The sequence below is a fragment of the Citrobacter braakii genome, assembly GCF_002075345.1.
GTDB classification, from domain to species: Bacteria; Pseudomonadota; Gammaproteobacteria; order Enterobacterales; family Enterobacteriaceae; genus Citrobacter; species Citrobacter braakii.
On sequence record NZ_NAEW01000005.1, the window covers coordinates 303,601 to 327,800 of the forward strand.

At 53.8% G+C, this 24,200-nt stretch carries 25 protein-coding genes; 17 read left to right on the forward strand and 8 right to left on the reverse strand.

All coding sequences use genetic code 11. The features are described 5' to 3' along the window. Positions 1 to 50: 50 nt before the first annotated feature. Positions 51 to 1,100: an AI-2E family transporter gene (locus tag BZK42_RS13535; protein ID WP_047358185.1), complete on the reverse strand. Its 1,050-nt coding sequence runs from the start codon at positions 1,098 to 1,100 to the stop codon at positions 51 to 53. A 133-nt stretch (positions 1,101 to 1,233) separates the two neighbouring features. Between BZK42_RS13535 and BZK42_RS13540 the strand changes: the two genes are divergently transcribed. Next, positions 1,234 to 2,451, forward strand: coding sequence for an MFS transporter (locus BZK42_RS13540; RefSeq protein ID WP_080859321.1), 1,218 nt, complete (start codon positions 1,234 to 1,236; stop codon positions 2,449 to 2,451). A gap of 3 nt (positions 2,452 to 2,454) precedes the next feature. On the opposite strand, the gene BZK42_RS13545 is transcribed toward BZK42_RS13540, so the two are convergent. Together BZK42_RS13545 and BZK42_RS13550 are read right to left on the reverse strand one after the other, a co-directional pair. Continuing rightward, positions 2,455 to 3,012, reverse strand: coding sequence for a DcrB family lipoprotein (locus BZK42_RS13545; protein WP_016154847.1), 558 nt, complete (start codon positions 3,010 to 3,012; stop codon positions 2,455 to 2,457). 72 nt (positions 3,013 to 3,084) lie between these two features. Beyond that, the gene (locus BZK42_RS13550) at positions 3,085 to 3,750 is read right to left on the reverse strand and encodes a 7-cyano-7-deazaguanine/7-aminomethyl-7-deazaguanine transporter (protein WP_019078120.1); all 666 of its coding nucleotides are present in this window, start codon (positions 3,748 to 3,750) and stop codon (positions 3,085 to 3,087) included. 168 nt (positions 3,751 to 3,918) lie between these two features. Here BZK42_RS13550 and tusA point away from each other — a divergent pair, with 168 nt between their 5' ends. Then, a complete protein-coding gene (gene tusA, locus BZK42_RS13555; protein ID WP_003827551.1) occupies positions 3,919 to 4,164 on the forward strand; it encodes a sulfurtransferase TusA in 246 nt (81 codons plus the stop codon). Positions 4,165 to 4,210: 46 nt separating this feature from the next. Here the strand turns inward: tusA and zntA are convergent, their stop codons facing one another. Both zntA and BZK42_RS13565 read right to left on the reverse strand, forming a co-directional pair. Next, a complete protein-coding gene (gene zntA / locus BZK42_RS13560) occupies positions 4,211 to 6,409 on the reverse strand; it encodes a Zn(II)/Cd(II)/Pb(II) translocating P-type ATPase ZntA (protein ID WP_046274509.1) in 2,199 nt (732 codons plus the stop codon). A 74-nt stretch (positions 6,410 to 6,483) separates the two neighbouring features. Then, positions 6,484 to 7,110, reverse strand: coding sequence for a lysoplasmalogenase (locus BZK42_RS13565; RefSeq protein ID WP_016154844.1), 627 nt, complete (start codon positions 7,108 to 7,110; stop codon positions 6,484 to 6,486). Positions 7,111 to 7,251: 141 nt separating this feature from the next. On the opposite strand from BZK42_RS13565, the gene BZK42_RS13570 reads away from it, so the two are divergent. Then, positions 7,252 to 7,626 (forward strand): DUF2500 domain-containing protein, encoded by a 375-nt coding sequence (locus BZK42_RS13570; RefSeq protein WP_080859322.1) that lies wholly within the window; start codon positions 7,252 to 7,254, stop codon positions 7,624 to 7,626. 84 nt (positions 7,627 to 7,710) lie between these two features. Here BZK42_RS13570 and BZK42_RS13575 read toward each other — a convergent pair whose 3' ends face one another. Both BZK42_RS13575 and rsmD read right to left on the reverse strand, forming a co-directional pair. After that, positions 7,711 to 7,986 carry a DUF1145 family protein gene (locus BZK42_RS13575; RefSeq protein ID WP_016154842.1) on the reverse strand — a complete coding sequence of 92 codons (276 nt, stop codon included), beginning with the start codon at positions 7,984 to 7,986 and terminating at the stop codon, positions 7,711 to 7,713. Continuing rightward, the gene (gene rsmD, locus BZK42_RS13580) at positions 7,976 to 8,572 is read right to left on the reverse strand and encodes a 16S rRNA (guanine(966)-N(2))-methyltransferase (protein ID WP_016157666.1); all 597 of its coding nucleotides are present in this window, start codon (positions 8,570 to 8,572) and stop codon (positions 7,976 to 7,978) included. The genes BZK42_RS13575 and rsmD overlap by 11 nt, the downstream gene beginning before the upstream one ends. A 276-nt stretch (positions 8,573 to 8,848) precedes the next feature. On the opposite strand from rsmD, the gene ftsY reads away from it, so the two are divergent. From ftsY to livJ, 5 genes are all read left to right on the forward strand, one after another. After that, on the forward strand, positions 8,849 to 10,375 hold the full coding sequence (ftsY, locus tag BZK42_RS13585; protein WP_080859323.1) for a signal recognition particle-docking protein FtsY: 1,527 nt from the start codon (positions 8,849 to 8,851) through the stop codon (positions 10,373 to 10,375). Positions 10,376 to 10,377: 2 nt separating this feature from the next. Beyond that, on the forward strand, positions 10,378 to 11,046 hold the full coding sequence (gene ftsE, locus BZK42_RS13590; protein WP_003023420.1) for a cell division ATP-binding protein FtsE: 669 nt from the start codon (positions 10,378 to 10,380) through the stop codon (positions 11,044 to 11,046). Beyond that, a complete protein-coding gene (gene ftsX / locus BZK42_RS13595) occupies positions 11,039 to 12,097 on the forward strand; it encodes a permease-like cell division protein FtsX (RefSeq protein ID WP_016154839.1) in 1,059 nt (352 codons plus the stop codon). Before ftsE ends, ftsX begins: the two co-directional genes overlap by 8 nt. A gap of 255 nt (positions 12,098 to 12,352) precedes the next feature. Next, the gene (gene rpoH / locus BZK42_RS13600; protein WP_005121585.1) at positions 12,353 to 13,207 is read left to right on the forward strand and encodes an RNA polymerase sigma factor RpoH; all 855 of its coding nucleotides are present in this window, start codon (positions 12,353 to 12,355) and stop codon (positions 13,205 to 13,207) included. 267 nt (positions 13,208 to 13,474) lie between these two features. Next, on the forward strand, positions 13,475 to 14,578 hold the full coding sequence (gene livJ, locus BZK42_RS13605) for a branched chain amino acid ABC transporter substrate-binding protein LivJ (RefSeq protein ID WP_029139730.1): 1,104 nt from the start codon (positions 13,475 to 13,477) through the stop codon (positions 14,576 to 14,578). A 157-nt stretch (positions 14,579 to 14,735) separates the two neighbouring features. On the opposite strand, the gene panM is transcribed toward livJ, so the two are convergent. Then, positions 14,736 to 15,119, reverse strand: coding sequence for an aspartate 1-decarboxylase autocleavage activator PanM (panM, locus tag BZK42_RS13610; RefSeq protein WP_016154837.1), 384 nt, complete (start codon positions 15,117 to 15,119; stop codon positions 14,736 to 14,738). A 424-nt stretch (positions 15,120 to 15,543) separates the two neighbouring features. Here panM and livK point away from each other — a divergent pair, with 424 nt between their 5' ends. The 9 genes from livK to ugpE all read left to right on the forward strand — a co-directional run bounded on the left by livK (position 15,544) and on the right by ugpE (position 24,200). Next, positions 15,544 to 16,653: a high-affinity branched-chain amino acid ABC transporter substrate-binding protein LivK gene (gene livK, locus BZK42_RS13620; RefSeq protein WP_080859324.1), complete on the forward strand. Its 1,110-nt coding sequence runs from the start codon at positions 15,544 to 15,546 to the stop codon at positions 16,651 to 16,653. Between the two features lie 61 nt (positions 16,654 to 16,714). Further along, positions 16,715 to 17,641, forward strand: coding sequence for a high-affinity branched-chain amino acid ABC transporter permease LivH (livH, locus tag BZK42_RS13625; RefSeq protein WP_080859325.1), 927 nt, complete (start codon positions 16,715 to 16,717; stop codon positions 17,639 to 17,641). Then, entirely contained in the window at positions 17,638 to 18,915 is a 1,278-nt protein-coding gene (gene livM / locus BZK42_RS13630) for a branched chain amino acid ABC transporter permease LivM (protein WP_016157662.1), read from the forward strand. The genes livH and livM overlap by 4 nt, the downstream gene beginning before the upstream one ends. Continuing rightward, entirely contained in the window at positions 18,912 to 19,679 is a 768-nt protein-coding gene (livG, locus tag BZK42_RS13635) for a high-affinity branched-chain amino acid ABC transporter ATP-binding protein LivG (protein ID WP_003023438.1), read from the forward strand. The genes livM and livG overlap by 4 nt, the downstream gene beginning before the upstream one ends. Before the next feature lie 17 nt (positions 19,680 to 19,696). Further along, entirely contained in the window at positions 19,697 to 20,410 is a 714-nt protein-coding gene (gene livF / locus BZK42_RS13640; protein ID WP_085951092.1) for a high-affinity branched-chain amino acid ABC transporter ATP-binding protein LivF, read from the forward strand. Positions 20,411 to 20,511: 101 nt separating this feature from the next. Next, positions 20,512 to 20,793: a hypothetical protein gene (locus BZK42_RS13645; protein WP_016157661.1), complete on the forward strand. Its 282-nt coding sequence runs from the start codon at positions 20,512 to 20,514 to the stop codon at positions 20,791 to 20,793. A gap of 248 nt (positions 20,794 to 21,041) precedes the next feature. After that, complete coding sequence (ugpB, locus tag BZK42_RS13650) at positions 21,042 to 22,358, forward strand: sn-glycerol-3-phosphate ABC transporter substrate-binding protein UgpB (RefSeq protein WP_080859326.1); 1,317 nt, start codon at positions 21,042 to 21,044, stop codon at positions 22,356 to 22,358. 112 nt (positions 22,359 to 22,470) lie between these two features. Next, entirely contained in the window at positions 22,471 to 23,358 is an 888-nt protein-coding gene (gene ugpA, locus BZK42_RS13655) for a sn-glycerol-3-phosphate ABC transporter permease UgpA (RefSeq protein WP_016154830.1), read from the forward strand. Then, complete coding sequence (gene ugpE, locus BZK42_RS13660; RefSeq protein WP_003023450.1) at positions 23,355 to 24,200, forward strand: sn-glycerol-3-phosphate ABC transporter permease UgpE; 846 nt, start codon at positions 23,355 to 23,357, stop codon at positions 24,198 to 24,200. Before ugpA ends, ugpE begins: the two co-directional genes overlap by 4 nt.

Sequence of the window (24,200 nt, forward strand, 5' to 3'; positions counted from 1 at the left end):
CTTTAGTAATAATGGGGTTGTTTACCATTCTATACATGCTGTTTGCAAGTTTATCCAGGTAATCGGGTTTTGGGCCTGCCGGGTCCCAGCAAAATTGCCAGTTTGCTACCGCCTGTGGTGGTTTCCATCCAGATTTTACACACGCTGGTTAACGGCACGGAGAGCAGCATACCTACCGGACCAAGCAGCCATCCCCACACCAACAGAGAGAGAAAGACGATTAGCGTCGATAATCCCAGCCGGTGCCCCATCATGCGGGGCTCGAGGATGTTGCCAATTACCATATGCACCACCAGAAACAGCGCCCCAACCAGCACACATTCGTAAACGCCGTTGAACAGCAGTGCCTGGATCATGGGTGGAACGGCGGAAATGACCGAGCCAATGTTGGGCACGTAGTTTAGCAGGAATGCCAGCACACCCCACATCAGAGCAAACTGAATACCCATTAGCGCCAGCCCCAGCCAGACGATGGCTCCGGTCCATAAGCTGAGCAACGTTTTCAGCGCCAGATAGTGAGAAACACCTTTCAGTGCCCGATGCAGCCCCGCAATATGGATTTGTGGGTTGTTCAGCGCAAAGCGCAGCTTATAGGGGACATGACGCACCTCAAACAACATAAAGACCACCGTCATCACCAGCAGAACGACGCTGGCCATGGCACCGGAAAGACTTGTCATCAGCGTGGTTGTGAAGGTCATCAGCTTGTCGGAGTCCATACGTTGCAGCATGCGCTCCGGGGACATATGCAGATTCAGAAAAGGCACCATCTCTTGCAGATACAGAACCTTGCGCGTCAGCTCCTTGTTGTATTTTGGCAGCATGGCCATGAATTCAGTGATGGACGATGCCAGAACGCCGATTAACGCCGTAAGAACGATCAGCATCACCACCACGACTAACGTTATCGCGACTGGCCGACGTACACCCCGGCGAATAAACCAGGTGACCAGCGGATTCAATACAATGGCAAAAAAAAGGGCCAGCAGAAGCTGTACGATGATATCCGCCGCGGCATGAATACCCGCGAGGATCACCACCAGAGCGGCCAGTTTGAGCAGAATGTGCAAACCCGTTTTATCGGGCTGGGCGGTTGTCATGTCGTCTTCCTGTTTGCGTTTTTGCATTAAGTGTAGCGGCTGGCTTGCGACTGATATTCCTAAACTGACTACTGATTTCTGCCCGGCAACATGGTAGAAATGAAACACTGTTGTGAAAACGTGGTGATCCTCCATGCCCGAACCCGTCGCTGAACCGACGCTTAGCGGTTTACGCCTTAATCTGCGTATTGTCTCTGTGGTGATGTTTAACTTCGCCAGCTACCTGACCATTGGTCTGCCGCTCGCTGTATTGCCAGGCTATGTCCATGATGTGATGGGATTTAGCGCTTTTTGGGCAGGGCTGGTCATCAGCCTGCAATATTTCGCTACGCTGCTGAGCCGTCCACATGCAGGTCGCTATGCCGACCTGCTGGGGCCAAAGAAGATTGTGGTATTCGGACTGTGTGGCTGTTTTTTAAGTGGTCTGGGCTACTTCCTGGCGGGCTTCACGAATGGCTGGCCGCTGGCCAGCCTGCTGCTGTTATGTCTGGGGCGCGTGATTCTAGGGATCGGGCAAAGCTTTGCCGGGACTGGCTCTACGCTGTGGGGGGTTGGGGTCGTTGGTTCAATGCACATCGGACGGGTGATTTCGTGGAACGGCATCGTGACCTATGGCGCGATGGCGATAGGCGCTCCGCTGGGCGTTCTGTTTTATGCCTGGGGTGGCTTACAGGGATTGGCGCTGACCGTGATGGGCGTGGCGCTGTTGGCAATACTGCTGGCGCTCCCTCGTCCGGCGGTGAAGGCCAGCAAAGGCAAACCGTTACCGTTTCGCGCGGTGCTTGGGCGTGTCTGGTTGTACGGCATGGCGCTGGCCCTGGCCTCAGCCGGATTTGGCGTGATCGCCACTTTCATTACCCTGTTTTATGATGCCAAAGGCTGGGACGGAGCCGCTTTCGCGCTGACGCTTTTTAGCTGCACGTTTGTGGGGACCCGCTTGTTGTTCCCAAATGGTATCAACCGTTTAGGTGGACTAAATGTGGCGATGATCTGCTTTAGCGTCGAGATTATTGGGCTGCTGCTGGTCGGGATGGCTTCAATGCCGTGGATGGCGAAAAGCGGCGTCCTGCTGGCCGGTGCAGGGTTCTCGCTGGTGTTCCCGGCGCTGGGCGTGGTGGCGGTAAAAGCCGTCCCGCAGCAAAATCAGGGCGCTGCGCTGGCGACGTATACGGTGTTTATGGATTTATCACTGGGAGTTACGGGGCCGCTGGCCGGGCTGGTCATGACGTGGGCGGGCGTGCCGGTTATCTATCTGGCGGCGGCAGGGCTGGTGGCGGTGGCGTTATTGCTGACCTGGCGATTAAAAAAACGGCCTCAGGTGGTGTCACCGGAGGCCGAGTCATCGTCTTAACCGTTACTGGATAACCAGCGTGTTAATGATGTTTTCTGCGGTAGTCTGCGCTTTTTGCTGATCGTCAGCAGGCAGCGTGATTTGCAGAGTCAGCAGTTGGTTATCGACTTTACCCAACACCACGGAAGAGTAAGCGGTCTGGCCTTTGGCCGAGATGATGCTGTCTAACTGCTGCAGCGTGTGGCCTTTCAGCTCAATAGATTTATTGGTGACGACCTGCAACTGCGGGTCGCGGCTACGCTGCTGATCTTCCAGGCGTTTTGCCAGAACAGCCAGGTCTTCGTTGGTATTGTCGCCAACAATCACAATCACCGCTTTCTGGCCGGTTGCGTCAGAATAAACGTGCATATTGTTCGCCTGGGTGCCCAGTTTGCCGCTCTGATCGGTCATATCCGCTGGCAGGGAAAAACTGAGTTTACCGTCCAACAGGCTGACCGGTTGTCCGGTGGCGCTACTTTCTGCGGCAGCACCCTCTGCTGGCGCTTTTGTATCGCTATTATCACAGGCCGCAAGCCCCATAACCAGCAGGCCAATACCGACATATTTAACCAGATTGCGCATTGACTTCTTCCTTTCGATAAACGGCCATAACGGCTCATTCGTCCATCTTATCACAACTCGGAAAATGAACCTTTAACTCGTCTGCAATGCAGAGATTTCGGATTTATCTGCCAGCCTTTTCAGTAACATATTCAGCAGCACGCCGTACATCGGCAGGAAGAAAATAATGCTGATCAGCACTTTGAAGCAGTAGTCGACCAGCGCGATTTCCATCCAGTGCTCGGCCATAAAGGCATCTGGGCTGCGCCAGAAAGCGATAAAGAAGAAGGCTAACGTATCGCTGATGTTGCCAAACAGCGTGGAGGCCGTTGGTGCCAGCCACCAGCGACGATTCTGACGCAGGCGGTTAAAGACATGCACATCCAGAATTTGACCCAGCGCGTAAGCCATAAAGCTGGCGGCGGCGATACGGGCGACAAACAGATTAAAGTGCAGCAGTGCGCCGAATCCCTGCCACGATCCCATATAGAACAGTGATGAAACGACATAGGAGATCAGCAGCGCGGGGATCATTACCGCAAAGATGATACGTCGTGCCAACGGTGCGCCAAAAATACGCACGGTCAGATCGGTCGCGAGGAAAATAAACGGAAAGCTGAAAGCGCCCCATGTGGTATGGAAACCAAAAATGGAGATCGGTAGCTGCACCAGATAGTTGCTGGAGGTGATCACCAGCAGATGAAATAGCGATAGCCAAAACAACGCTTTTACGCGTTGAGATTGTGTAAACGGAGTCATATTGTGACCTTTTTGTTGGATGGGGTGAGGGAACCCAATAAAAAACCGTCGCATGATACTGCTTTAAGAGCACATTGCAATGGTTGTTTTTCACGCAATCGTTAACCTGATTGGCTTACGCCACAACAGAGCGTAAAATAACGCCGTTTTTGAATGAACGAGACTACGATGAGCGATCTGTTTACCTCTCCCGACCATACTCTTGATGCCCAGGGGCTGCGCTGCCCGGAACCCGTAATGATGGTGCGTAAAACCGTGCGCGGCATGCAGGCGGGTGAAACGCTGCTGATTGTCGCCGACGATCCGGCGACAACCCGTGACATTCCCGGCTTCTGTACCTTTATGGAGCATGAGCTGGTAGCAAAAGAGACCGACTCTCTGCCGTACCGCTATCTGGTGCGCAAAGGCCAGTAATCTCAGCCGGATGGCGCTAATGCAACTCCCGTCCGGCACAGACGCATTATCCTTTACGTAGTAACCGCAGCGCGTTAGCGGTCACCAGTACCGTCGCCCCCGTATCTGCCAGCACCGCCAGCCACAGTCCGGTTATCCCGAGCAGCGTGGTGACGAGGAAAATCCCCTTCAGGCCTAGCGCAATCGCAATGTTCTGGCGAATATTGGCGTGGGTGGCGCGGGCTAACTGAATCATTTGCACCAGACCACGCAGGCGGTTGTGGGTCAGGGCGGCATCGGCGGTTTCCAGGGCGACATCGGTCCCGCTTCCCATCGCAATGCCAATGGTGGCTGCTTTCATTGCCGGAGCGTCGTTGATGCCGTCGCCGACCATCGCCAGCGGCGACTGTTGGTTAAGATGAGTAACGGCCTGTACTTTATCTTCCGGTAATAGACCCGCTTTGAATTCGAGACCCAATTCACTGGCAATAGCTGCCGCCGCTCGCGGGTTATCACCCGTCAGGATCACCCCTTTCACGCCAATCTGATTAAGCTCGCTGATGGCGCTACGGGCGTCGTCGCGCAGCGTGTCCTGTAGGGCCAGCACGCCGAGAACGGCATCGTTACGCAGCACCAGTACCACCGTTTGACCCGCGCTTTCCAGCTCGCTTATCTGCCCGGCAAAAGCATCGGCAGGCTGCTTACCGGCGGCGCAAATCAGCACGCGTTCGCCGTTGACCAGTGCTTCAATGCCAGAGCCAACCAGCGCCCGCTGATCTTTTGCGACAGGGATAGTCAGTTCGCGCGTTTGGGCTTCCCGAACAATCGCCTGCGCCAGCGGGTGCGTCGCGCCTTGCTCTACTGCTGCCGCCAGCGCCAGCAGTTCTGCCTCGCCAATACCGCTTGCCGGGTGAATCGCCGTGACGCGCGGTTTACCGATGGTCAGGGTGCCGGTTTTATCAAACGCGACCTGCGTTACCCTACCCAACTGCTCCAGCGCGGCCCCGCCTTTGATTAACGCGCCACGACGCGCCGCGGCGGCAAGGCCAGAGGTAATGGCTGCGGGTGTGGAAATCACCAGCGCACATGGGCAGCCAATCAGCAGCAGCGTCAGCCCTTTATAAATCCACTCCTGCCAGGATGCGGCAAACAGCAGCGGTGGTACAAGGGTGACCAACAACGCAACCGCCATAATGGCTGGGGTGTAAATCCGGCTGAAACGGTCAATAAAGCGCTCAATGGGGGCGCGGCGTTCTTCCGCTTCTTCAATCAATTTCAGAATACGGTCAATGGCGCTGGCACCCGGTTCGGAGAGTACTTCCAGCGTTACCAGACGGTCCACGCTGGTGGCGCCCGCCGGGACTTTCTCGCCCGTGGCGCGCTCAACCGGTATCGATTCGCCGGTCAGGGCGCTTTCATCAAAGCTGGCAAATCCGGAGACCAGCTTGCCATCGGCAGGTAAACGCCCACCCGCGGCAACCTCGATAACATCGCCTGGCTGGAGAGTATTGATAGCAACCTCTTCGCGCTCGCCGTTACGCAGGCGCGTGGCGGTTTCCGGCTTGAGCGCCATCAGTGCGCTGACCCCTTTACGGGCGCGGCTGGCGGCCCATCCTTCCAGGCGTTCGCCAATTAAAAACAGCAGCAGGACCATGGCGGCTTCGGCCGTCGCGCCGATAAACAGTGCGCCAATGGCGGCCACGCTCATCAACGTTTCAATGGCAAAGTAGCTGCCGGTTTTCATCAGACGCAGGGCCTGACGGGCAATCGGATACAAACCTACCAGTGTGGTGGCGACAAATGCTATCTGGCCAAAGGGGTGATTGAACTGCTCCAGCCCCCAGCTAATCGCCATCATGATAATCAGCGAAATCAGCGGCAGGTTCTCTTTAAACCGCGACTCGGGGGCGGCGTCTGGCGCTTGCTCATCGCGCAGGGTATAGCCTGCCTTTTGCACTGCGCTTTCAACTTGCAGGCGGATATCGGAACCCGCGTCGACTACCAGTTTTTCGGTGGCGAACAGAACCTGGACCTGGTTGACGCCGTTGACCTGGCGGACCGCATTCTCCACTTTTCGGGCGCAGGCTGCACAGTCCATGCCTGCCACTTTCCAGGAGTAGCGGGTACCCATTACGGTACCGGATACGGGTGGTGGGGTGGAGCAACTTCCTTCGCAGCAGCAGTCGTCAGCCTTTTGTGGCGCAGGCGCTAGCTTGAAAGAAGAAAATTGTGGGGCTTTTTTGCCACTGGAATCGGGTGTCGACATGGCATCCTCCGGTTGATAATCATTTCATATTAACCGGAGGATACACTCTGGAGTCGACTCCAGAGTCAAGCGGTTTAAAGATACAACGAACGAACAATCAGGAAATGTCCGGCGAAGTAGCAGGCGGCAGCAATTGCGTTATCGGCGCGGAAGCGGCGACGGTAATGGCTACCCAGCCAGACAATGTTGCCGATGAACAGGAGTGATGCGCCCATAAAGGCCGACAGCGCCGGAGCGGTCGGGCGGAAGAACCACAGCTCACCAGCCATCCAGACCATCATCAGCGTGATACCAATAAAGGTACAGATAGCGATGCGTAGCTCTTCCAGTCGCGTCCAGATCACGGCAATCAGCAACGCCCCCAGCACCACCAGCACCAACGGCAAAGGCCAGAAGAACGACAGCGTCATTTGGCTGGCGAAGTAAATGGTATACAGCAGATGCGACAGGAAGAATGCCCCCACGGCATACAAAAGGCGTTGGCGCGGTAACAGCGTCAGCGCATCGCCCAGCAGCGAGGCAAGCAGGCCAGCCAGCACCAGATAGCTGACAGCATTAAACATTGGCGCCTGCCAGGCCAGCAGCGCTAGCAGGAGTAAGGTTAGGGGTTTAAAGACCCAGCGTTGCCAGGCGGGCCCACGATAGGAAGCATCCACGAACAACCATGCGGAAAGGCAGACAGCGATAAACGACCAAAGCATCTTAGTTCCTTGAATTCGTTATTTTTTCGTAAGCGGTGTGCTCACGGCTCTACTGTTCAGTGTAGAGGTCGACACTGCCAGATGACAACACCATAACAGGCAATGTATGCTTATTTCCGCATTTTCTGATGGGTTAATAATATGAGCAAACCACCACTTTTCTTCATTGTTATCATTGTATTAATCGTTGTTGCTGCGTCGTTTCGCTTCGTTCAGCAGCGGCGTGAAAAAGCCGATAATGATACTGCGCCGTTAGTGCAAAACCAGGTGGTGGTGAGTAACAAACGGGAAAAACCGCTTAACGATCGGCGATCCCGCCAGCAGGAAGTGAGCCCGGCAGGGACCAGCATGCGCTATGAAGTCAGTTTTAAGCCACAAAGTGGTGGCTTCGAGCAGACGTTTCGTCTGGATGCCCAGCAGTACCATGCGTTAACGGTCGGGGATAAGGGAACGCTGAGTTACAAAGGTTCGCGTTTTGTTGATTTTACAGTGAACGCTAAGGTTTCATCTGACTGATGCCGGATGGCGGCTTACGCTTTGTCCGGCCTGGAGATTTTGTCGCCCCGGCCTGCTAAGCGCCGCCGGGCGAAAAGATCACAGTTACTTTTTCAACTGATCTTTAATCTTCTTCTGCCAAACCAGTAACTCAAAGACGCCGAACAGAAAAATACGGATTTTCTCTCCGCGGGTCATCTGCGGGCCATCTTTAGGCATGGTGCTTTTTAACAGCGCCAGTTGCATGCCGTGCATCAGCACCATAAAAATCAGTGCGACGTTAACGAAGATGTTAAGCGGGCGTGGAAAGGGTTGGAAAATATTGAGTAGTAAAAATGCCCAGACGCACAACATCAGCAGGCGTCCCAGGTTAATCAGCATCGTGTTCTCCTCGTGCTTCACGTTGGTAAAGGCGATAGGCGACCTGTCCGGCGACTTTTTCACGGTACAGCGACCAGTTCACCGGAACCGGCGGCAAACCGTTTTCTACTTCGCTTTCAACGTAAATATACGCTTCATTTGCCAGCCAGCCATGAGTTTCCAGAAGAGTTAATGTTTCTTCCAGTAATCCTTTGCGAAACGGCGGGTCAACAAACACCACGTTATGCGGCGTACCCGTCTGGGCCAAAAATGTCAGGGTATTGGTGTTGACGACCCGGGCATGGGGAGCTTTCAGCGTGGCGAGATTGTTTTGTAGCTGCTGTGATACCGCGCGATCCATTTCCAGAAGCGTCGCATTTGCCGCATAGCGAGAGAGGGCTTCCAGCCCCAGCGCGCCGCTGCCGGCGAAGCAGTCCAGGCAGTGAGCATCGACCATTACCGGGGCCAGCCAGTTAAATAAGGTTTCGCGTACACGGTCGGTGGTTGGGCGCAGACCGGGACTATCCGGAACCGGGAGTTTACGGCCACGCCATTGACCGCCAATAATGCGGATCTGGCCGCTACCAGAGTGATTCGGTTTTTTCATTTCAATTATTGCTCAATCCGCTGCTGACGTGTCATTCCAGGCGGTGATGTGAGTTAAGTTAACCCGTCGCCTTTCAAGTTACCTCTTCGTTGACTGCACTTACTCACCCGAATCACTTACTAAAAGTAAGCTCATCGGGATTCGTGCGCTTGCCGCCTTGACGTAACTCGAAATTCATTGGGTATAAGTGATAGACTATTTCATCATTTTTTTAGCTGCTATGTACATAGCGTTGACGCTGTGCCATGAAGCAACAGCGGGGGAGTGTAGTCGCAAATGGCGAAAGAGAAAAAACGTGGCTTTTTTTCCTGGCTGGGCTTTGGTCAAAAAGAGCAGGCACCGGAAAACGAGACAGAATTAAAAAACGAAGAACAACAACCGGTTGCTGAAGAAACTACCGTCGTTGACGAACCGCCGCGCGCCGAGGAAACCCGTAGCGAGGCGGAAACGGAAGCTTTTGCAGCTGAAGTTGTTGAAGTGACTGAACAGGTTGCGGAAATCGAAAAACTGCAGCCGGAAGCAGAACCTGTTGCCGAACAATCGCAGCCGGAGATTGAGCGGGTTGCTGAACCTGCAGCAGAACCCGTTGTGGAAACGCCAGCAGCGACGGTTATCGAACGCGAAGAATTGCCGCTGCCGGAAGAGGTGAAAACCGAAGAGGTTTCTGCCGAAGAGTGGCAGGCCGAAGCGGAAACCGTGGAAATCGTTGAGGCGGTTGAAGAAGAAGCCGAAAACGAACCGCACCTGACTGATGAAGAGCTGGAAGCGCAGGCGCTGGCTGCTGAGGCAACTGAAGAAGCCGTGATGGTGGTGCCGGTAGAAGAACCTGCCGTAGAAGCACCGACAGAAGAAGAGGGAGTCCAGGAGCAGGAAAAACCAACGAAAGAAGGTTTCTTTGCGCGTCTGAAACGCAGCCTCCTGAAAACAAAAGAAAACCTTGGTTCCGGATTTATCAGTCTGTTCCGTGGTAAAAAGATCGACGATGATCTGTTTGAAGAGCTGGAAGAACAACTGCTGATCGCCGACGTGGGCGTAGAAACGACCCGCAAGATTATTGCGAATCTGACGGAAGGTGCCAGCCGTAAGCAGCTCAAAGACGCGGAAGCGCTGTACGGCCTGCTGAAAGAAGAGATGGGCGAGATTCTGGCGAAGGTGGAAGAACCGCTGAATGTTGATGGCAAGACGCCGTTTGTTATCTTAATGGTTGGCGTCAACGGCGTGGGTAAAACCACCACTATCGGAAAGCTGGCGCGTCAGTTTGAGCAGCAGGGTAAATCGGTGATGCTGGCGGCGGGCGATACCTTCCGTGCGGCGGCGGTAGAGCAGCTGCAGGTCTGGGGTCAGCGTAACAACATCCCGGTGATTGCTCAGCATACCGGCGCGGATTCCGCGTCCGTCATCTTTGATGCTATCCAGGCGGCGAAGGCGCGTAATGTAGATGTGCTGATCGCTGATACCGCAGGGCGTTTGCAGAACAAATCGCACCTGATGGAAGAATTGAAAAAAATCGTTCGCGTCATGAAGAAGCTCGACGAAGATGCGCCGCATGAAGTTATGCTGACTATCGACGCCAGCACCGGGCAGAATGCGATAAGCCAGGCCAAACTGTTCCATGAAGCCGTGGGCTTAACCGGTATCACCCTGACTAAGCTGGACGGTACAGCGAAGGGCGGGGTCATCTTCTCGGTTGCCGATCAGTTTGGCATCCCTATCCGCTATATCGGTGTGGGCGAACGTATCGAGGATTTACGTCCGTTTAAAGCGGACGATTTTATAGAGGCACTTTTTGCCCGAGAGGATTAACAATGATTCGCTTTGAACATGTCAGCAAGGCCTATCTCGGTGGGAGACAAGCGCTGCAGGGAGTTACCTTCCATATGCAGCCTGGCGAGATGGCATTTCTGACCGGCCACTCCGGCGCGGGGAAAAGTACCCTGCTGAAGCTGATTTGTGGAATTGAACGGCCCAGCGCCGGGAAAATCTACTTCAGCGGACATGACATCAGCCGTTTGAAAAACCGTGAAGTGCCGTTTCTGCGTCGTCAGATTGGCATGATTTTTCAGGATCACCACCTGTTGATGGACAGAACCGTGTTTGACAACGTGGCAATCCCGCTGATCATCGCGGGTGCCAGCGGGGACGATATTCGTCGTCGCGTGTCAGCGGCGCTGGATAAGGTCGGACTGTTGGACAAAGCGAAAAACTTCCCTATTCAGCTCTCCGGCGGTGAACAACAGCGCGTGGGCATCGCCCGTGCGGTAGTGAACAAACCTGCGGTATTGCTGGCGGATGAACCTACGGGGAACCTGGATGACGCGTTGTCGGAAGGGATCCTTCGCCTGTTTGAAGAGTTTAACCGCGTCGGGGTCACGGTATTAATGGCCACGCACGATATTGGCCTGATCTCCCGTCGCTCCTATCGCCAAATGGTTCTGAGCGATGGACATCTGCATGGAGGCCTGGCCCATGAATAGACGTGACGCTATTAATCAAATCAAACAGTTCGGTGGCCGACTGGATCGCTTCCGTAAATCGGGCGGCGCGCCGGGAGATGGCGGTCGTAACGCGCCAAAGCGGGCGAAAGCCGCGCCAAAGCCGAACTCGCGTAAAACCAATGTCTTTAACGAGCAGGTACGCTACGCGTTCCAGGGCGCGTTACAGGACCTGAAAAGCAAGCCGCTGGCGACGTTCCTGACGGTGATGGTTATTGCCATCTCCCTGACGCTGCCAAGCGTATGCTACATGGTTTATAAGAACGTCGACCATGCGGCAAGCCAGTATTATCCTTCTCCGCAGATCACCGTTTACCTGCAAAAAACGCTGGATGATGATGCAGCGGCGCGGGTGGTTGGTCAGTTGCAGGCCGAGCAGGGCGTGGAGAAAGTGAATTACCTTTCCCGCGATGACGCGCTGGGCGAATTCCGTAACTGGTCCGGCTTTGGCGGCGCGCTGGATATGCTGGAAGAGAACCCGCTACCGGCCGTGGCGGTAGTTATCCCGAAACTGGACTTCCAGGGCACGGAGTCGCTGAACACGCTGCGCGACCGTATCGCACAAATCAACGGTATTGATGAAGTGCGCATGGATGACAGCTGGTTTGCCCGTCTGGCGGCGCTGACGGGCCTTGTCGGACGCGTCTCCGCGATGATTGGCGTGCTGATGGTAGCGGCGGTCTTCCTCGTCATCGGTAACAGTGTGCGCCTGAGTATTTTTGCGCGTCGCGATACCATTAACGTGCAGAAACTGATTGGCGCGACGGATGGGTTTATCCTGCGTCCGTTCCTCTACGGCGGTGCGCTGCTCGGTTTTTCCGGCGCATTTCTTTCACTGATTTTGTCAGAAATTTTGGTGATGCGCCTGTCGTCAGCGGTTACTGAGGTGGCGCAGGTTTTTGGAACTAAGTTTGATATCAACGGCTTATCATTCGATGAATGCCTGTTATTACTGCTGGTGTGCTCGATGATTGGCTGGGTGGCAGCCTGGCTTGCCACGGTTCAACATTTACGCCACTTTACCCCCGATTAAAAAATCTCTGGTATAATCTTTCCCTGCACTGAGTAGTTCGCTCTGCAGGGAAAGAGTCCCTGTTATCTCTTCCCAGCGTATTCATTGTGATGTCACATTTTGTGCGTAATCTATACACATTACGACATGGAACTTGTGGATAAAATCACTGTCTGATAAAAGATTGAATGATATTCTCGTTGCTCATAAGCTCTGGCATGGTTGTTGCTATTGGTTTTAGCCAACGCGTCAGATGAAAAGATTGAGAGGATTTGAATGACCAAAGAAATGCAAAATTTAGCTTTAGCCCCTGTTGGTAACCTGGAATCTTACATCCGGGCTGCGAACGCGTGGCCGATGTTGTCGGCTGACGAGGAGCGGCTACTTGCTGAAAAGCTGCATTACCAGGGCGATCTGGAAGCAGCTAAAACGCTGATCCTGTCTCACCTGCGCTTTGTTGTTCATGTTGCTCGTAATTATGCGGGCTATGGCCTGCCGCAGGCGGATCTGATTCAGGAAGGCAATATCGGCCTGATGAAAGCCGTGCGCCGTTTCAACCCGGAAGTGGGTGTGCGCCTGGTTTCTTTCGCCGTGCACTGGATCAAAGCTGAGATCCACGAATACGTTCTGCGTAACTGGCGTATCGTAAAAGTCGCGACCACCAAAGCGCAGCGTAAGCTGTTCTTTAACCTGCGTAAAACCAAGCAGCGTCTGGGCTGGTTCAATCAGGATGAAGTTGAAATGGTTGCTCGTGAGCTGGGTGTTTCCAGCAAAGACGTGCGCGAAATGGAATCCCGTATGGCGGCGCAGGACATGACGTTTGACATGTCTTCAGACGACGAGTCTGACAGCCAGCCGATGGCACCGGTTCTGTATCTGCAGGATAAATCATCTAACTTTGCCGACGGCATTGAAGAAGATAACTGGGAAGATCAGGCCGCGAACAAACTGACCCACGCAATGGAGGGTCTGGACGAGCGTAGCCAGGACATCATTCGCGCCCGTTGGCTGGACGAAGACAACAAGTCGACGTTGCAGGAACTGGCCGATCGCTACGGCGTCTCTGCTGAACGTGTTCGTCAGCTTGAAAAGAACGCCATGAAAAAACTGCGTGCGGCGATCGAAGCGTAATCTTCCGCCGACCTGGAAATGCTGATAAACCCTGGATGAAAATCCGGGGTTTTTTGTTTTTATCTCTCCCTCTCCTCTGACGTTTATGCTATTTGTCATCAGGTTGTTATCTGCATGTCAAATTTAGCTATTCCAAAATAATAAAAATCGGGTATGTTTTAGCAGAGTATGCTGCTAAAGCACGGGTGGCTATCCAATAATCGAAATAAAGTGCTGAACAACAACATCACAACACACGTAATAACCACAATAATGGGGATTGTCAGGATGAATATGAAGGGTAAAGCGTTATTGGCAGGATGTATCGCCCTGTCTTTGAGCAATATGGCGTTTGCTAAGGATATTAAAGTTGCCGTCGTCGGGGCGATGTCTGGCCCGGTAGCACAATATGGCGATCAGGAATTTACCGGCGCAGAGCAGGCAATTGCGGATATCAACGCCAAGGGCGGCGTGAAAGGTGACAAACTGGTCATGGTGAAATATGACGATGCCTGTGACCCGAAACAAGCGGTAGCGGTTGCGAACAAAGTGGTCAACGACGGGATTAAATACGTAATCGGTCACCTGTGCTCTTCTTCCACTCAGCCTGCTTCAGACATCTATGAAGACGAAGGCATTCTAATGATCACCCCAGCGGCAACGGCGCCGGAGCTGACCGCGCGCGGCTATAGCCTGGTGATGCGTACCACTGGTCTGGATTCCGATCAGGGCCCAACGGCCGCCAAATATATCGTTGAAAAAGTGAAGCCGCAGCGCATCGCGATTATTCATGATAAGCAGCAGTACGGTGAAGGTCTGGCCCGCGCGGTGCAGGATGGCCTGAAAAAGGGTAACGCCAACGTGGTGTTCTTTGACGGGATCACCGCCGGGGAAAAAGATTTCTCTACGCTGGTAGCGCGTTTGAAGAAAGAGAATATCGATTTCGTTTACTACGGCGGTTACCACCCGGAAATGGGGCAAATCCTGCGCCAGGCACGCGCCGCGGGTCTGAAAACCCAGTTTATGGGGCCAGAAGGTGTAGCGAACGTGTCGCTGTCTAACATCGCCGGTGAATCTGCAGAAGGCTTACTGGTAACGAAACCGAAGAACTACGACCAGGTTCCAGCGAACAAACCCATCGTAGATGCTATCAAAGCTAAGAAACAGGATCCGAGCGGTGCATTCGTATGGACCACCTACGCCGCGCTGCAATCTTTGCAGGCCGGTCTGAACCAGTCTGACGATCCCGCTGAAATTGCCAAATACCTGAAAGCAAACTCAGTGGAAACCGTGATGGGGCCGCTGTCCTGGGATGCTAAGGGCGACCTGAAAGGCTTCGAATTCGGCGTGTTTGACTGGCATGCTAACGGGACGGCGACCGACGCCAAGTGATTTTCCCGGCGCCTTTCGTGCCGCAGGTGTGTTGGCTGCGTTATTCAACCCCGGTCACTTACTTATGTAAGCTCCGGGGATTTTATAACTTGCCGCCTGCCTGCAACACAAAATTCTTGGGAAAATACTCGTAATACAATTGGTTGGGGGCGGTTTTCTACCGTTTCTCCCAGCCATTCTCCTGGGCCGTAAATCCTAACACCTGCATAAATGCGGCCATCACGCTGCGGTCTTCAACGCCGACGTCGGCCATCCACCACGAACTCACGTCAGGGTTTTCCCGGATCACTTCTTCGATCAAATACTGCCCGACGCCGCGACGGCGAGTGATATCGCGCACGCGCAATGAATCCAGTGCGCCTTGTGTGCCGCTCAGGGTTACCCGCACGGCACCTAACAGACGCTCGTTAAAGCGTGCGGCGTAGATCCGGTGCGTTTCATCTACGCTTAATGATGAGGCGGAATATTCCGGCCAGATTTTGCCCAGATCAATCAGGTCCTGGTCGCTAAAGTTATCTAAACGAACGATGGTCAGCTTCATTAACAGCATGTCCAAATCACAAAAGATGGAATCAGTGTACCGAAATAATTCGCCCGGATGCTTTCTCTTTTTAATGCGATTAACCAGGTTAATAGTTTTGTAACAACGACAATGACAGATTGAAACAGTAGAGATTGAAAAACAGGCAGGATAATACCCTGGAATGCAGCATTTTATTCCGCTCTTTGTGCCGTTATTTTATGCTGACAAATGCACTTTTTTTTGTTTATCTATAGTGAAAAGCAGAATATTATCTTTTCTTAATCGACTGAAAAATAGAGATTTTAGCCGTAATTTGCTTAAAAAACTGCGCTAAACCATTAACGAGACTGGTAAAAATAGTACAGTTCAAAAAAAGCACAGTCTGCTTTTTAACCACATAAATACAAAATATATACATCATCACGAATGGGGATTCAGGAAAATGAAACGGAATGCGAAAACAATCATCGCAGGGGTGATAGCACTGGCAATGTCACACGCGGCCATGGCGGAGGATATCAAGGTCGCTGTTGTCGGGGCGATGTCAGGTCCGGTCGCGCAGTGGGGTGATATGGAATTTAATGGCGCACGTCAGGCCATTAAAGATATCAATGCCAAAGGCGGGGTCAAAGGCGACAAACTGGTTGCCGTCGAATATGACGACGCCTGCGATCCGAAACAGGCCGTTGCGGTAGCGAACAAAATCGTCAATGACGGCATTCAGTACGTTATTGGTCATCTGTGCTCATCTTCCACGCAGCCCGCATCAGATATCTATGAAGACGAAGGCATTCTGATGATTTCCCCGGGCGCGACCAACCCGGAACTGACCCAGCGCGGTTACGCACACATTATGCGTACAGCGGGCCTGGACTCCTCTCAGGGGCCGACCGCCGCGAAATACATTCTGGAGAAGGTGAAGCCGCAACGCATCGCCATCATTCACGATAAACAGCAATACGGTGAAGGCCTGGCGCGTTCAGTGCAGGAGAGCCTGAAAGCGGGCAAAGCCAATATCGTCTTCTTTGACGGGATCACTGCCGGGGAAAAAGATTTTTCTGCGCTGATCGCCCGCCTGAAAAAAGAAAATATCGATTTTGTTTATTACGGCGGCTACTACCCGGAAATGGGACAAATGCTGCGCCAGGCTCGCTCCGTCGGGCTGAATACCCAGTTTATGGGACCTGAGGGTGTGGGCAATGCGTCGCTGTCTAACATTGCCGGTGATGCCGCTGAAGGCATGCTGGTGACCATGCCAAAACGCTATGACCAGGATCCGGCGAATAAAGCTATCGTCGATGCGCTCAAAGCTGACAAGAAAGATCCAACCGGACCGTACGTGTGGATCACTTATGCAGCCGTCCAGTCATTGGCGACAGCAATGGATCGCAGCGGTAGCAAAGAGCCGTTGGAGCTGGTGAAAGATCTGAAAGCACACGGGGCTGACACCGTGATTGGGCCGCTGAAATGGGACGAAAAAGGCGATTTGAAGGGATTTGAGTTTGGTGTCTTCCAGTGGCACGCGGACGGATCATCGACCGTCGCGAAGTAATAGCTGAAGACGAGTTATCCCACCGCCCGTGCAAAACGGGCGGGTTAAGAAAGGTTACCTTATGTCCGAGCAGTTCCTCTATTTCTTGCAGCAGATGTTTAACGGCGTCACGCTGGGAAGCACCTACGCGCTGATCGCTATCGGTTACACGATGGTGTACGGCATTATCGGCATGATCAACTTCGCCCATGGCGAGGTGTATATGATCGGCAGCTATATCTCCTTTATGATCATCGCTGCGCTAATGATGATGGGTATTGATTCCAGCTGGCTACTGGTCGCGGCGGGCTTTGTCGGCGCGATTGTGATTGCCAGCGCCTACGGCTGGAGCATTGAACGCGTAGCGTATCGGCCCGTGCGCAGCTCTAAGCGCCTGATCGCGCTGATTTCCGCTATCGGGATGTCCATCTTCCTGCAAAACTACGTCAGCCTGACGGAAGGTTCGCGCGATGTGGCGCTGCCCAGCCTGTTTAACGGCCAGTGGACCGTCGGCAGTAGCGAAAACTTCTCTGCTTCCATCACCACCATGCAGTTGGTTATCTGGATTGTAACCTTCCTGGCGATGCTGGCGCTGACGCTGTTTATCCGTTACTCCCGTATGGGCCGTGCCTGCCGTGCCTGCGCGGAAGACCTGAAAATGGCCAGCCTGCTCGGCATAAATACCGATCGCGTGATTGCACTGACCTTTGTGATTGGCGCGGCAATGGCGGCGGTAGCGGGCGTACTGCTCGGCCAGTTCTACGGCGTAATTAACCCCTATATCGGCTTTATGGCCGGGATGAAAGCCTTTACCGCGGCGGTACTGGGCGGCATCGGCAGCATTCCTGGGGCGATGATCGGCGGTCTGATTCTGGGTGTCGCGGAAGCGCTCTCCTCTGCTTATCTGAGTACCGAATACAAAGACGTGGTTTCATTCGCGCTGCTGATTCTGGTGCTGCTGGTGATGCCGACCGGTATTCTGGGTCGCCCGGAGGTAGAGAAAGTATGAAACCGATGCATTTTGCAATGGCGCTGCTCTCTGCCGCTATGTTCTTCATCCTGGCGGGCGTCTTTATGGGCGTCCAGTTGGAGCTTGACGGCACCAAACTGGTGGTGGATAGCGCCGCGGATATCCGCTGGCAGTGGGTGTTTATCGGCACTGGCGTGGTTTTTCTCTTCCAACTGTTGCGTCCAGCTTTCCAGAAGGGCCTGAAGAGCGTCTCTGGACCGAAGTTTATTCTGCCGGCGATTGATGGCTCCACCGTTAAACAGAAGCTGTTCCTGGTCGCGCTGCTGGTGATTGCCGTGGCGTGGCCGTTTATGGTGTCGCGCGGTACGGTTGATATTGCCACGTTGACGATGATTTATATCATCCTCGGCCTCGGCTTAAACGTGGTGGTGGGGCTTTCCGGTCTGCTGGTGCTGGGCTACGGCGGCTTCTATGCCATCGGTGCTTACACCTTCGCGCTGCTGAACCACTATTACGGACTCGGCTTCTGGACCTGTCTGCCGCTGGCGGGGCTGGTTTCCGCTGCTGCGGGCTTTATGCTCGGCTTCCCGGTACTGCGCCTGCGCGGTGACTATCTGGCGATTGTGACTTTAGGCTTCGGCGAAATCGTCCGTATCCTGCTGCTCAACAACACCGAAGTGACCGGTGGCCCGAACGGTATCAGCCAGATCCCGAAACCGACCTTTTTCGGTCTGGAGTTCAGCCGTACTGCCCGTGAAGGTGGCTGGGATACCTTCAGCAACTTCTTTAACGTGAAGTACGATCCCTCTGACCGCGTTATTTTCCTCTATCTGGTGGCGCTGCTGCTGGTGGTCTTCTCGCTGTTTGTCATCAACCGTCTGCTGCGTATGCCGTTGGGTCGTGCGTGGGAAGCGCTGCGCGAAGATGAAATAGCCTGTCGCTCGTTGGGCTTAAACCCTACGCGCATCAAGCTGACCGCCTTTACCATCAGCGCCGCGTTCGCCGGTTTTGCCGGTACGTTGTTTGCCGCGCGTCAGGGTTTTGTCAGCCCGGAATCCTTCACCTTTGCCGAGTCGGCCTTTGTGCTGGCGATTGTGGTACTGGGCGGGATGGGCTCACAGTTTGCAGTGATCCTCGCGGCCATCCTGCTGGTGGTGTCACGCGAGCTGATGCGTGATTTCAATGAATACAGCATGTTAATGCTGGGTGGTTTAATGGTACTGATGATGATCTGGCGTCCGCAGGGCTTGTTGCCGATGACCCGTCCGCAGTTGAAGCTGAAAAACGGGGAAGCAAAAGGAGAGCAGGCATGAGTCAGCCATTATTATCCGTCAACGGCCTGATGATGCGCTTCGGCGGTCTGCTGGCGGTAAACAACGTTGAACTGGAGCTGAGACCACAGGAGATCGTCTCGTTAATCGGGCCAAACGGTGCGGGAAAAACCACGGTCTTTAACTGCCTGACCGGTTTTTATAAGCCGACGGGTGGGACGATTAAGCTGCGCGACCAGCATCTGGAAGGGCTGCCGGGTCAGCAAATTGCGCGGATGGGTGTGGTGCGTACTTTCCAGCACGTGCGTCTGTTTCGCGAGATGACGGTGATTGAAAACCTGCTGGTGGCGCAACATCAGCAGCTGAAAACCGGCGTCTTCTCCGGCCTGTTGAAAACCCCGTCGTTCCGTCGCGCGCAGAGTGAAGCGTTGGATCGCGCCGCCACCTGGCTGGAGCGTATTGGTTTGCTGGAGCACGCCAACCGTCAGGCCAGTAACCTGGCCTACGGCGACCAGCGCCGTCTGGAGATTGCACGTTGCATGGTGACCCAGCCGGAAATCCTGATGCTCGACGAACCCGCCGCAGGCCTCAACCCGAAAGAGACCAAAGAGCTGGACGAGCTGATTGCTGAACTGCGTAACCATCACAACACCACCATTTTGTTGATTGAGCACGACATGAAGCTGGTGATGGGTATTTCCGACCGTATTTACGTGGTGAATCAGGGCACGCCGCTGGCGAACGGGACGCCGGAACAGATTCGTAACAACCCGGATGTGATCCGCGCCTATTTAGGTGAAGCATAATGGTGGTGACGCATAATATGGAAAAAGTCATGTTGTCCTTTGACAAAGTCAGCGCCCACTACGGCAAGATACAGGCGCTGCACGACGTCAGCTTGTATATCAATCAAGGTGAAATCGTGACGCTTATCGGCGCCAACGGCGCGGGAAAAACCACGCTGCTTGGTACGCTGTGCGGCGATCCGCGAGCGACAAGTGGGCGAATTGTCTTTGATGGTAAAGACATTACCGACTGGCAGACGGCGAAAATCATGCGCGAAGCGGTAGCGATTGTTCCGGAAGGGCGTCGCGTGTTTTCCCGCATGACGGTGGAAGAGAACCTGGCGATGGGCGGCTTCTTTGCCGAAAAGGACCAGTTTCAGGAACGCATCAAGTGGGTGTATGACCTGTTTCCCCGCCTGCATGAACGTCGAATTCAGCGTGCGGGCACGATGTCCGGCGGTGAACAGCAGATGCTGGCGATAGGCCGTGCGCTGATGAGTCAGCCGCGGCTGCTGCTGCTTGATGAGCCGTCGCTGGGTCTGGCGCCGATTATCATCCAGCAGATCTTCAACACCATCGAACAACTGCGCGAGCAGGGGATGACAATCTTCCTCGTCGAACAGAACGCTAACCAGGCGCTGAAGCTCGCCGATCGCGGCTACGTGCTGGAAAACGGTCATGTGGTGTTGGAAGACACTGGTGATGCGTTACTGGCTAACGAAGCAGTGCGCAGCGCGTATCTGGGCGGTTAACATTCTCTGAATGGACAAGGGGGCCTGATATGGCCCCTTTTTATTGCTCTATGTTATTATTGAGAATAGTTATCAATAATAAAAGTGAACATGGAGAAAGGATGATACGTTCCGGTATCTGCATGATGATTGGCGGTTTGTTTTGGACGCTTTCATCAAATACCCTGGCCTTAACACCGCCAGCGTTCGACCCGCGCGACCCTTCAATCTGGGAAGAGAAACCGGACAACTCGTTAGCGCAGTCCAGCTCGCCCTGTGAAGTGTTCACCTCCTCTGTCTGCCCGGGCTGGGAAGATGAGAAATCGGATATTCAGCGCGAACGTGAGCGGCGGGAACAGCAGCGTTTACAGAATGAATATGAACGACGCTGGCGTAAAGATTAATGTTCTTTGCTGGCTGCAACAGATAACGTCATCCTGGCCGGGTAAGACATAGCGCTACCCGGCTTTGTTGTGCACCACCCCGCATTTTCCTGTCACTACGCTTTCACCGCCTTGCCATCTGTTTGTCGCCTTACTATCTTTTTTTTGTAATAAAAAAGTTATTTTTCTGTCATTCGAGCATGTCATGTTACCCCCGCGAGCATAAAACGCGTGATATCGCGCATCCGGCACAACAAGAGAGATAACCGATGATATCGTTACGACATACAGCTTTAGGACTGGCACTTAGCCTGGCGTTTGCAGGTCAGGCTCTGGCCGTCACCACTATCCCGTTCTGGCACTCAATGGAAGGTGAACTGGGTAAAGAAGTTGATTCACTGGCGCAACGTTTTAATGCCGCCAATCCCGACTACAAAATTGTTCCGCAGTACAAAGGCAACTACGAGCAGAGCCTGAGCGCAGGTATTGCGGCTTTCCGTACCGGAAACGCACCTGCGCTACTGCAGGTTTATGAAGTGGGCACGGCAACGATGATGGCCTCGAAAGCCATTAAACCGGTCTATGAAGTATTCAAAGAGGCTGGTATTAACTTCGATGAGTCTCAGTTCGTGCCGACGGTTTCCGGTTATTACACCGACTCTAAAAGCGGACACTTACTCTCCCAGCCGTTTAACAGCTCCACGCCGGTGCTGTACTACAACAAAGATGCCTTCAAAAAAGCCGGTTTAGACCCTGAGCAGCCGCCAAAAACCTGGCAGGATCTGGCGGAATACACCGCGAAGCTGAAAGCAGCAGGCATGAAGTGCGGCTACGCCAGCGGCTGGCAGGGATGGATTCAGATTGAAAACTTCAGCGCCTGGAATGGTCTGCCGGTGGCCACCAAAAACAACGGCTTTGACGGTACTGACGCGGTGCTGGAATTCAATAAACCGGAACAGGTGAAACATATCGCCCTGCTGGAAGAGTTGAACAAAAAAGGGGATTTCAGCTACTTCGGGCGTAAAGACGAGTCTACCGAGAAGTTCTATAACGGGGATTGTGCCATTACCACTGCCTCTTCCGGTTCTCTGGCTGACATCCGCCACTACGCCAAATTCAACTATGGCGTCGGCATGATGCCGTACGATGCCTATGTGAAGGGCGCGCCGCAGAACGCGATTATCGGGGGAGCCAGCCTGTGGGTGATGCAGGGTAAAGACAAAGCAACCTACGAAGGCGTGGCGCAGTTCCTCAACTTCCTGGCGAAGCCTGAAATTGCTGCCGAATGGCACCAGAAGACCGGCTACCTACCCATTACAACCGCCGCGTACGACTTGACCCGCGAGCAGGGCTTCTATGATAAGAACCCTGGGGCTGATATCGCCACCCGCCAGATGCTGAACAAGCCACCGTTGCCGTTCACCAAAGGGCTGCGTCTGGGCAACATGCCGCAGATCCGCACCATCGTAGATGAAGAACTGGAAAGCGTCTGGACCGGGAAGAAAACCCCGCAGCAGGCGCTGGATGCTGCCGTTGAGCGTGGCAATCAGTTACTGCGCCGCTTTGAGCAATCGACTAAATCGTAATGTGAAATGCCGGGTGGCGGCTGCGACTTACCCGGCCTACAAATGCGTGTAGTTTGTAGGCCGGATACGGTGTTTGCACCGCAATCTGGCACCTTCCAGGAAAAGAACCTACATGTCTTCATCCCGTCCGGTGTTCCGCTCGCGCTGGCTTCCCTATTTGCTGGTGGCCCCGCAGCTGGTTATCACCGTTATTTTCTTTATCTGGCCCGCCGGTGAAGCGCTGTGGTACTCACTACAATCCGTTGATCCGTTTGGTCTTTCTAGCCAGTTTGTCGGACTGGAAAACTTTATCGCGCTGTTTCATGACCCGTACTACCTTGATTCATTCTGGACCACCATAAAGTTCAGTACGCTAGTCACGGTAAGCGGTTTGCTGGTGTCGTTATTTTTTGCGGCGCTGGTGAATTACGTGGTGCGCGGCAGCCGTTTTTACCAGACGCTGATGCTGTTGCCTTACGCCGTCGCGCCCGCCGTCGCCGCCGTATTGTGGATCTTCCTGTTTAATCCAGGACGCGGGTTGATTACCCATTTTCTCGGTGAGTTTGGCTATGACTGGAACCATGCGCAAAACAGCGGTCAGGCGATGTTTCTGGTGGTGTTTGCGTCGGTCTGGAAGCAGATTAGTTACAACTTCCTATTCTTCTTTGCCGCACTACAGTCTATTCCGCGGTCGCTGATTGAAGCCGCCGCGATTGATGGTGCGGGACCGGTTCGCCGCTTCTTTAAGCTGGCGCTGCCGCTGATTGCACCGGTCAGCTTCTTTCTGCTGGTGGTGAATCTGGTTTATGCCTTCTTTGATACCTTTCCGGTGATCGATGCCGCTACGGCGGGTGGGCCGGTACAGGCGACCACTACGTTGATTTATAAGATCTATCGCGAAGGCTTTGTCGGGCTGGATCTCTCCGCCTCGGCCGCCCAATCGGTAGTGCTGATGTTCCTGGTCATTATTTTGACGGTGGTGCAGTTCCGCTATGTGGAAAGTAAGGTGCGTTACCAATGATTGAGAATCGTCGTGGGCTAACAATATTCAGCCATGCCATGTTGATTATGGGGATCATGGTGATCCTGTTTCCGCTGTACGTCGCGTTTGTTGCGGCGACGCTGGATAACAAAGCAGTCTTTGAAACGCCGATGACGCTGGTTCCCGGCACACAACTGCTGGAAAACATGAAATACATCTGGGTCAACGGCGTGGGCGTTAACAGCGCGCCGTTCTGGCTGATGATGCTCAACAGTTTCATCATGGCGTTCAGTATTACAGTAGGGAAAATCACCGTCTCTATGCTCTCCGCATTCGCCATCGTCTGGTTCCGCTTTCCACTGCGTAACCTGTTCTTCTGGATGATTTTTATCACGCTGATGCTGCCGGTCGAGGTGCGTATTTTCCCGACGGTGGAAGTGATCGCCAACCTGAAAATGCTCGACAGCTATGCGGGTCTGACGCTGCCGTTAATGGCATCGGCGACTGCGACGTTCCTGTTCCGGCAGTTTTTTATGACCCTGCCGGATGAACTGGTTGAGGCGGCGCGTATTGACGGTGCGTCACCGATGCGTTTTTTCCGCGATATTGTACTACCGCTGTCAAAAACCAATCTGGCGGCGCTGTTTGTGATCACCTTTATCTACGGCTGGAACCAGTATCTGTGGCCGTTGTTAATTATTACCGATGTCAATTTGGGCACTGCGGTGGCAGGTATCAAAGGCATGATTGCTACTGGTGAAGGCACCACGCAGTGGAATCAGGTAATGGCAGCCATGCTGCTGACGCTCATCCCTCCGGTAATCATCGTGTTAGCCATGCAGCGTGCCTTCGTACGTGGCCTGGTCGATAGTGAGAAATAA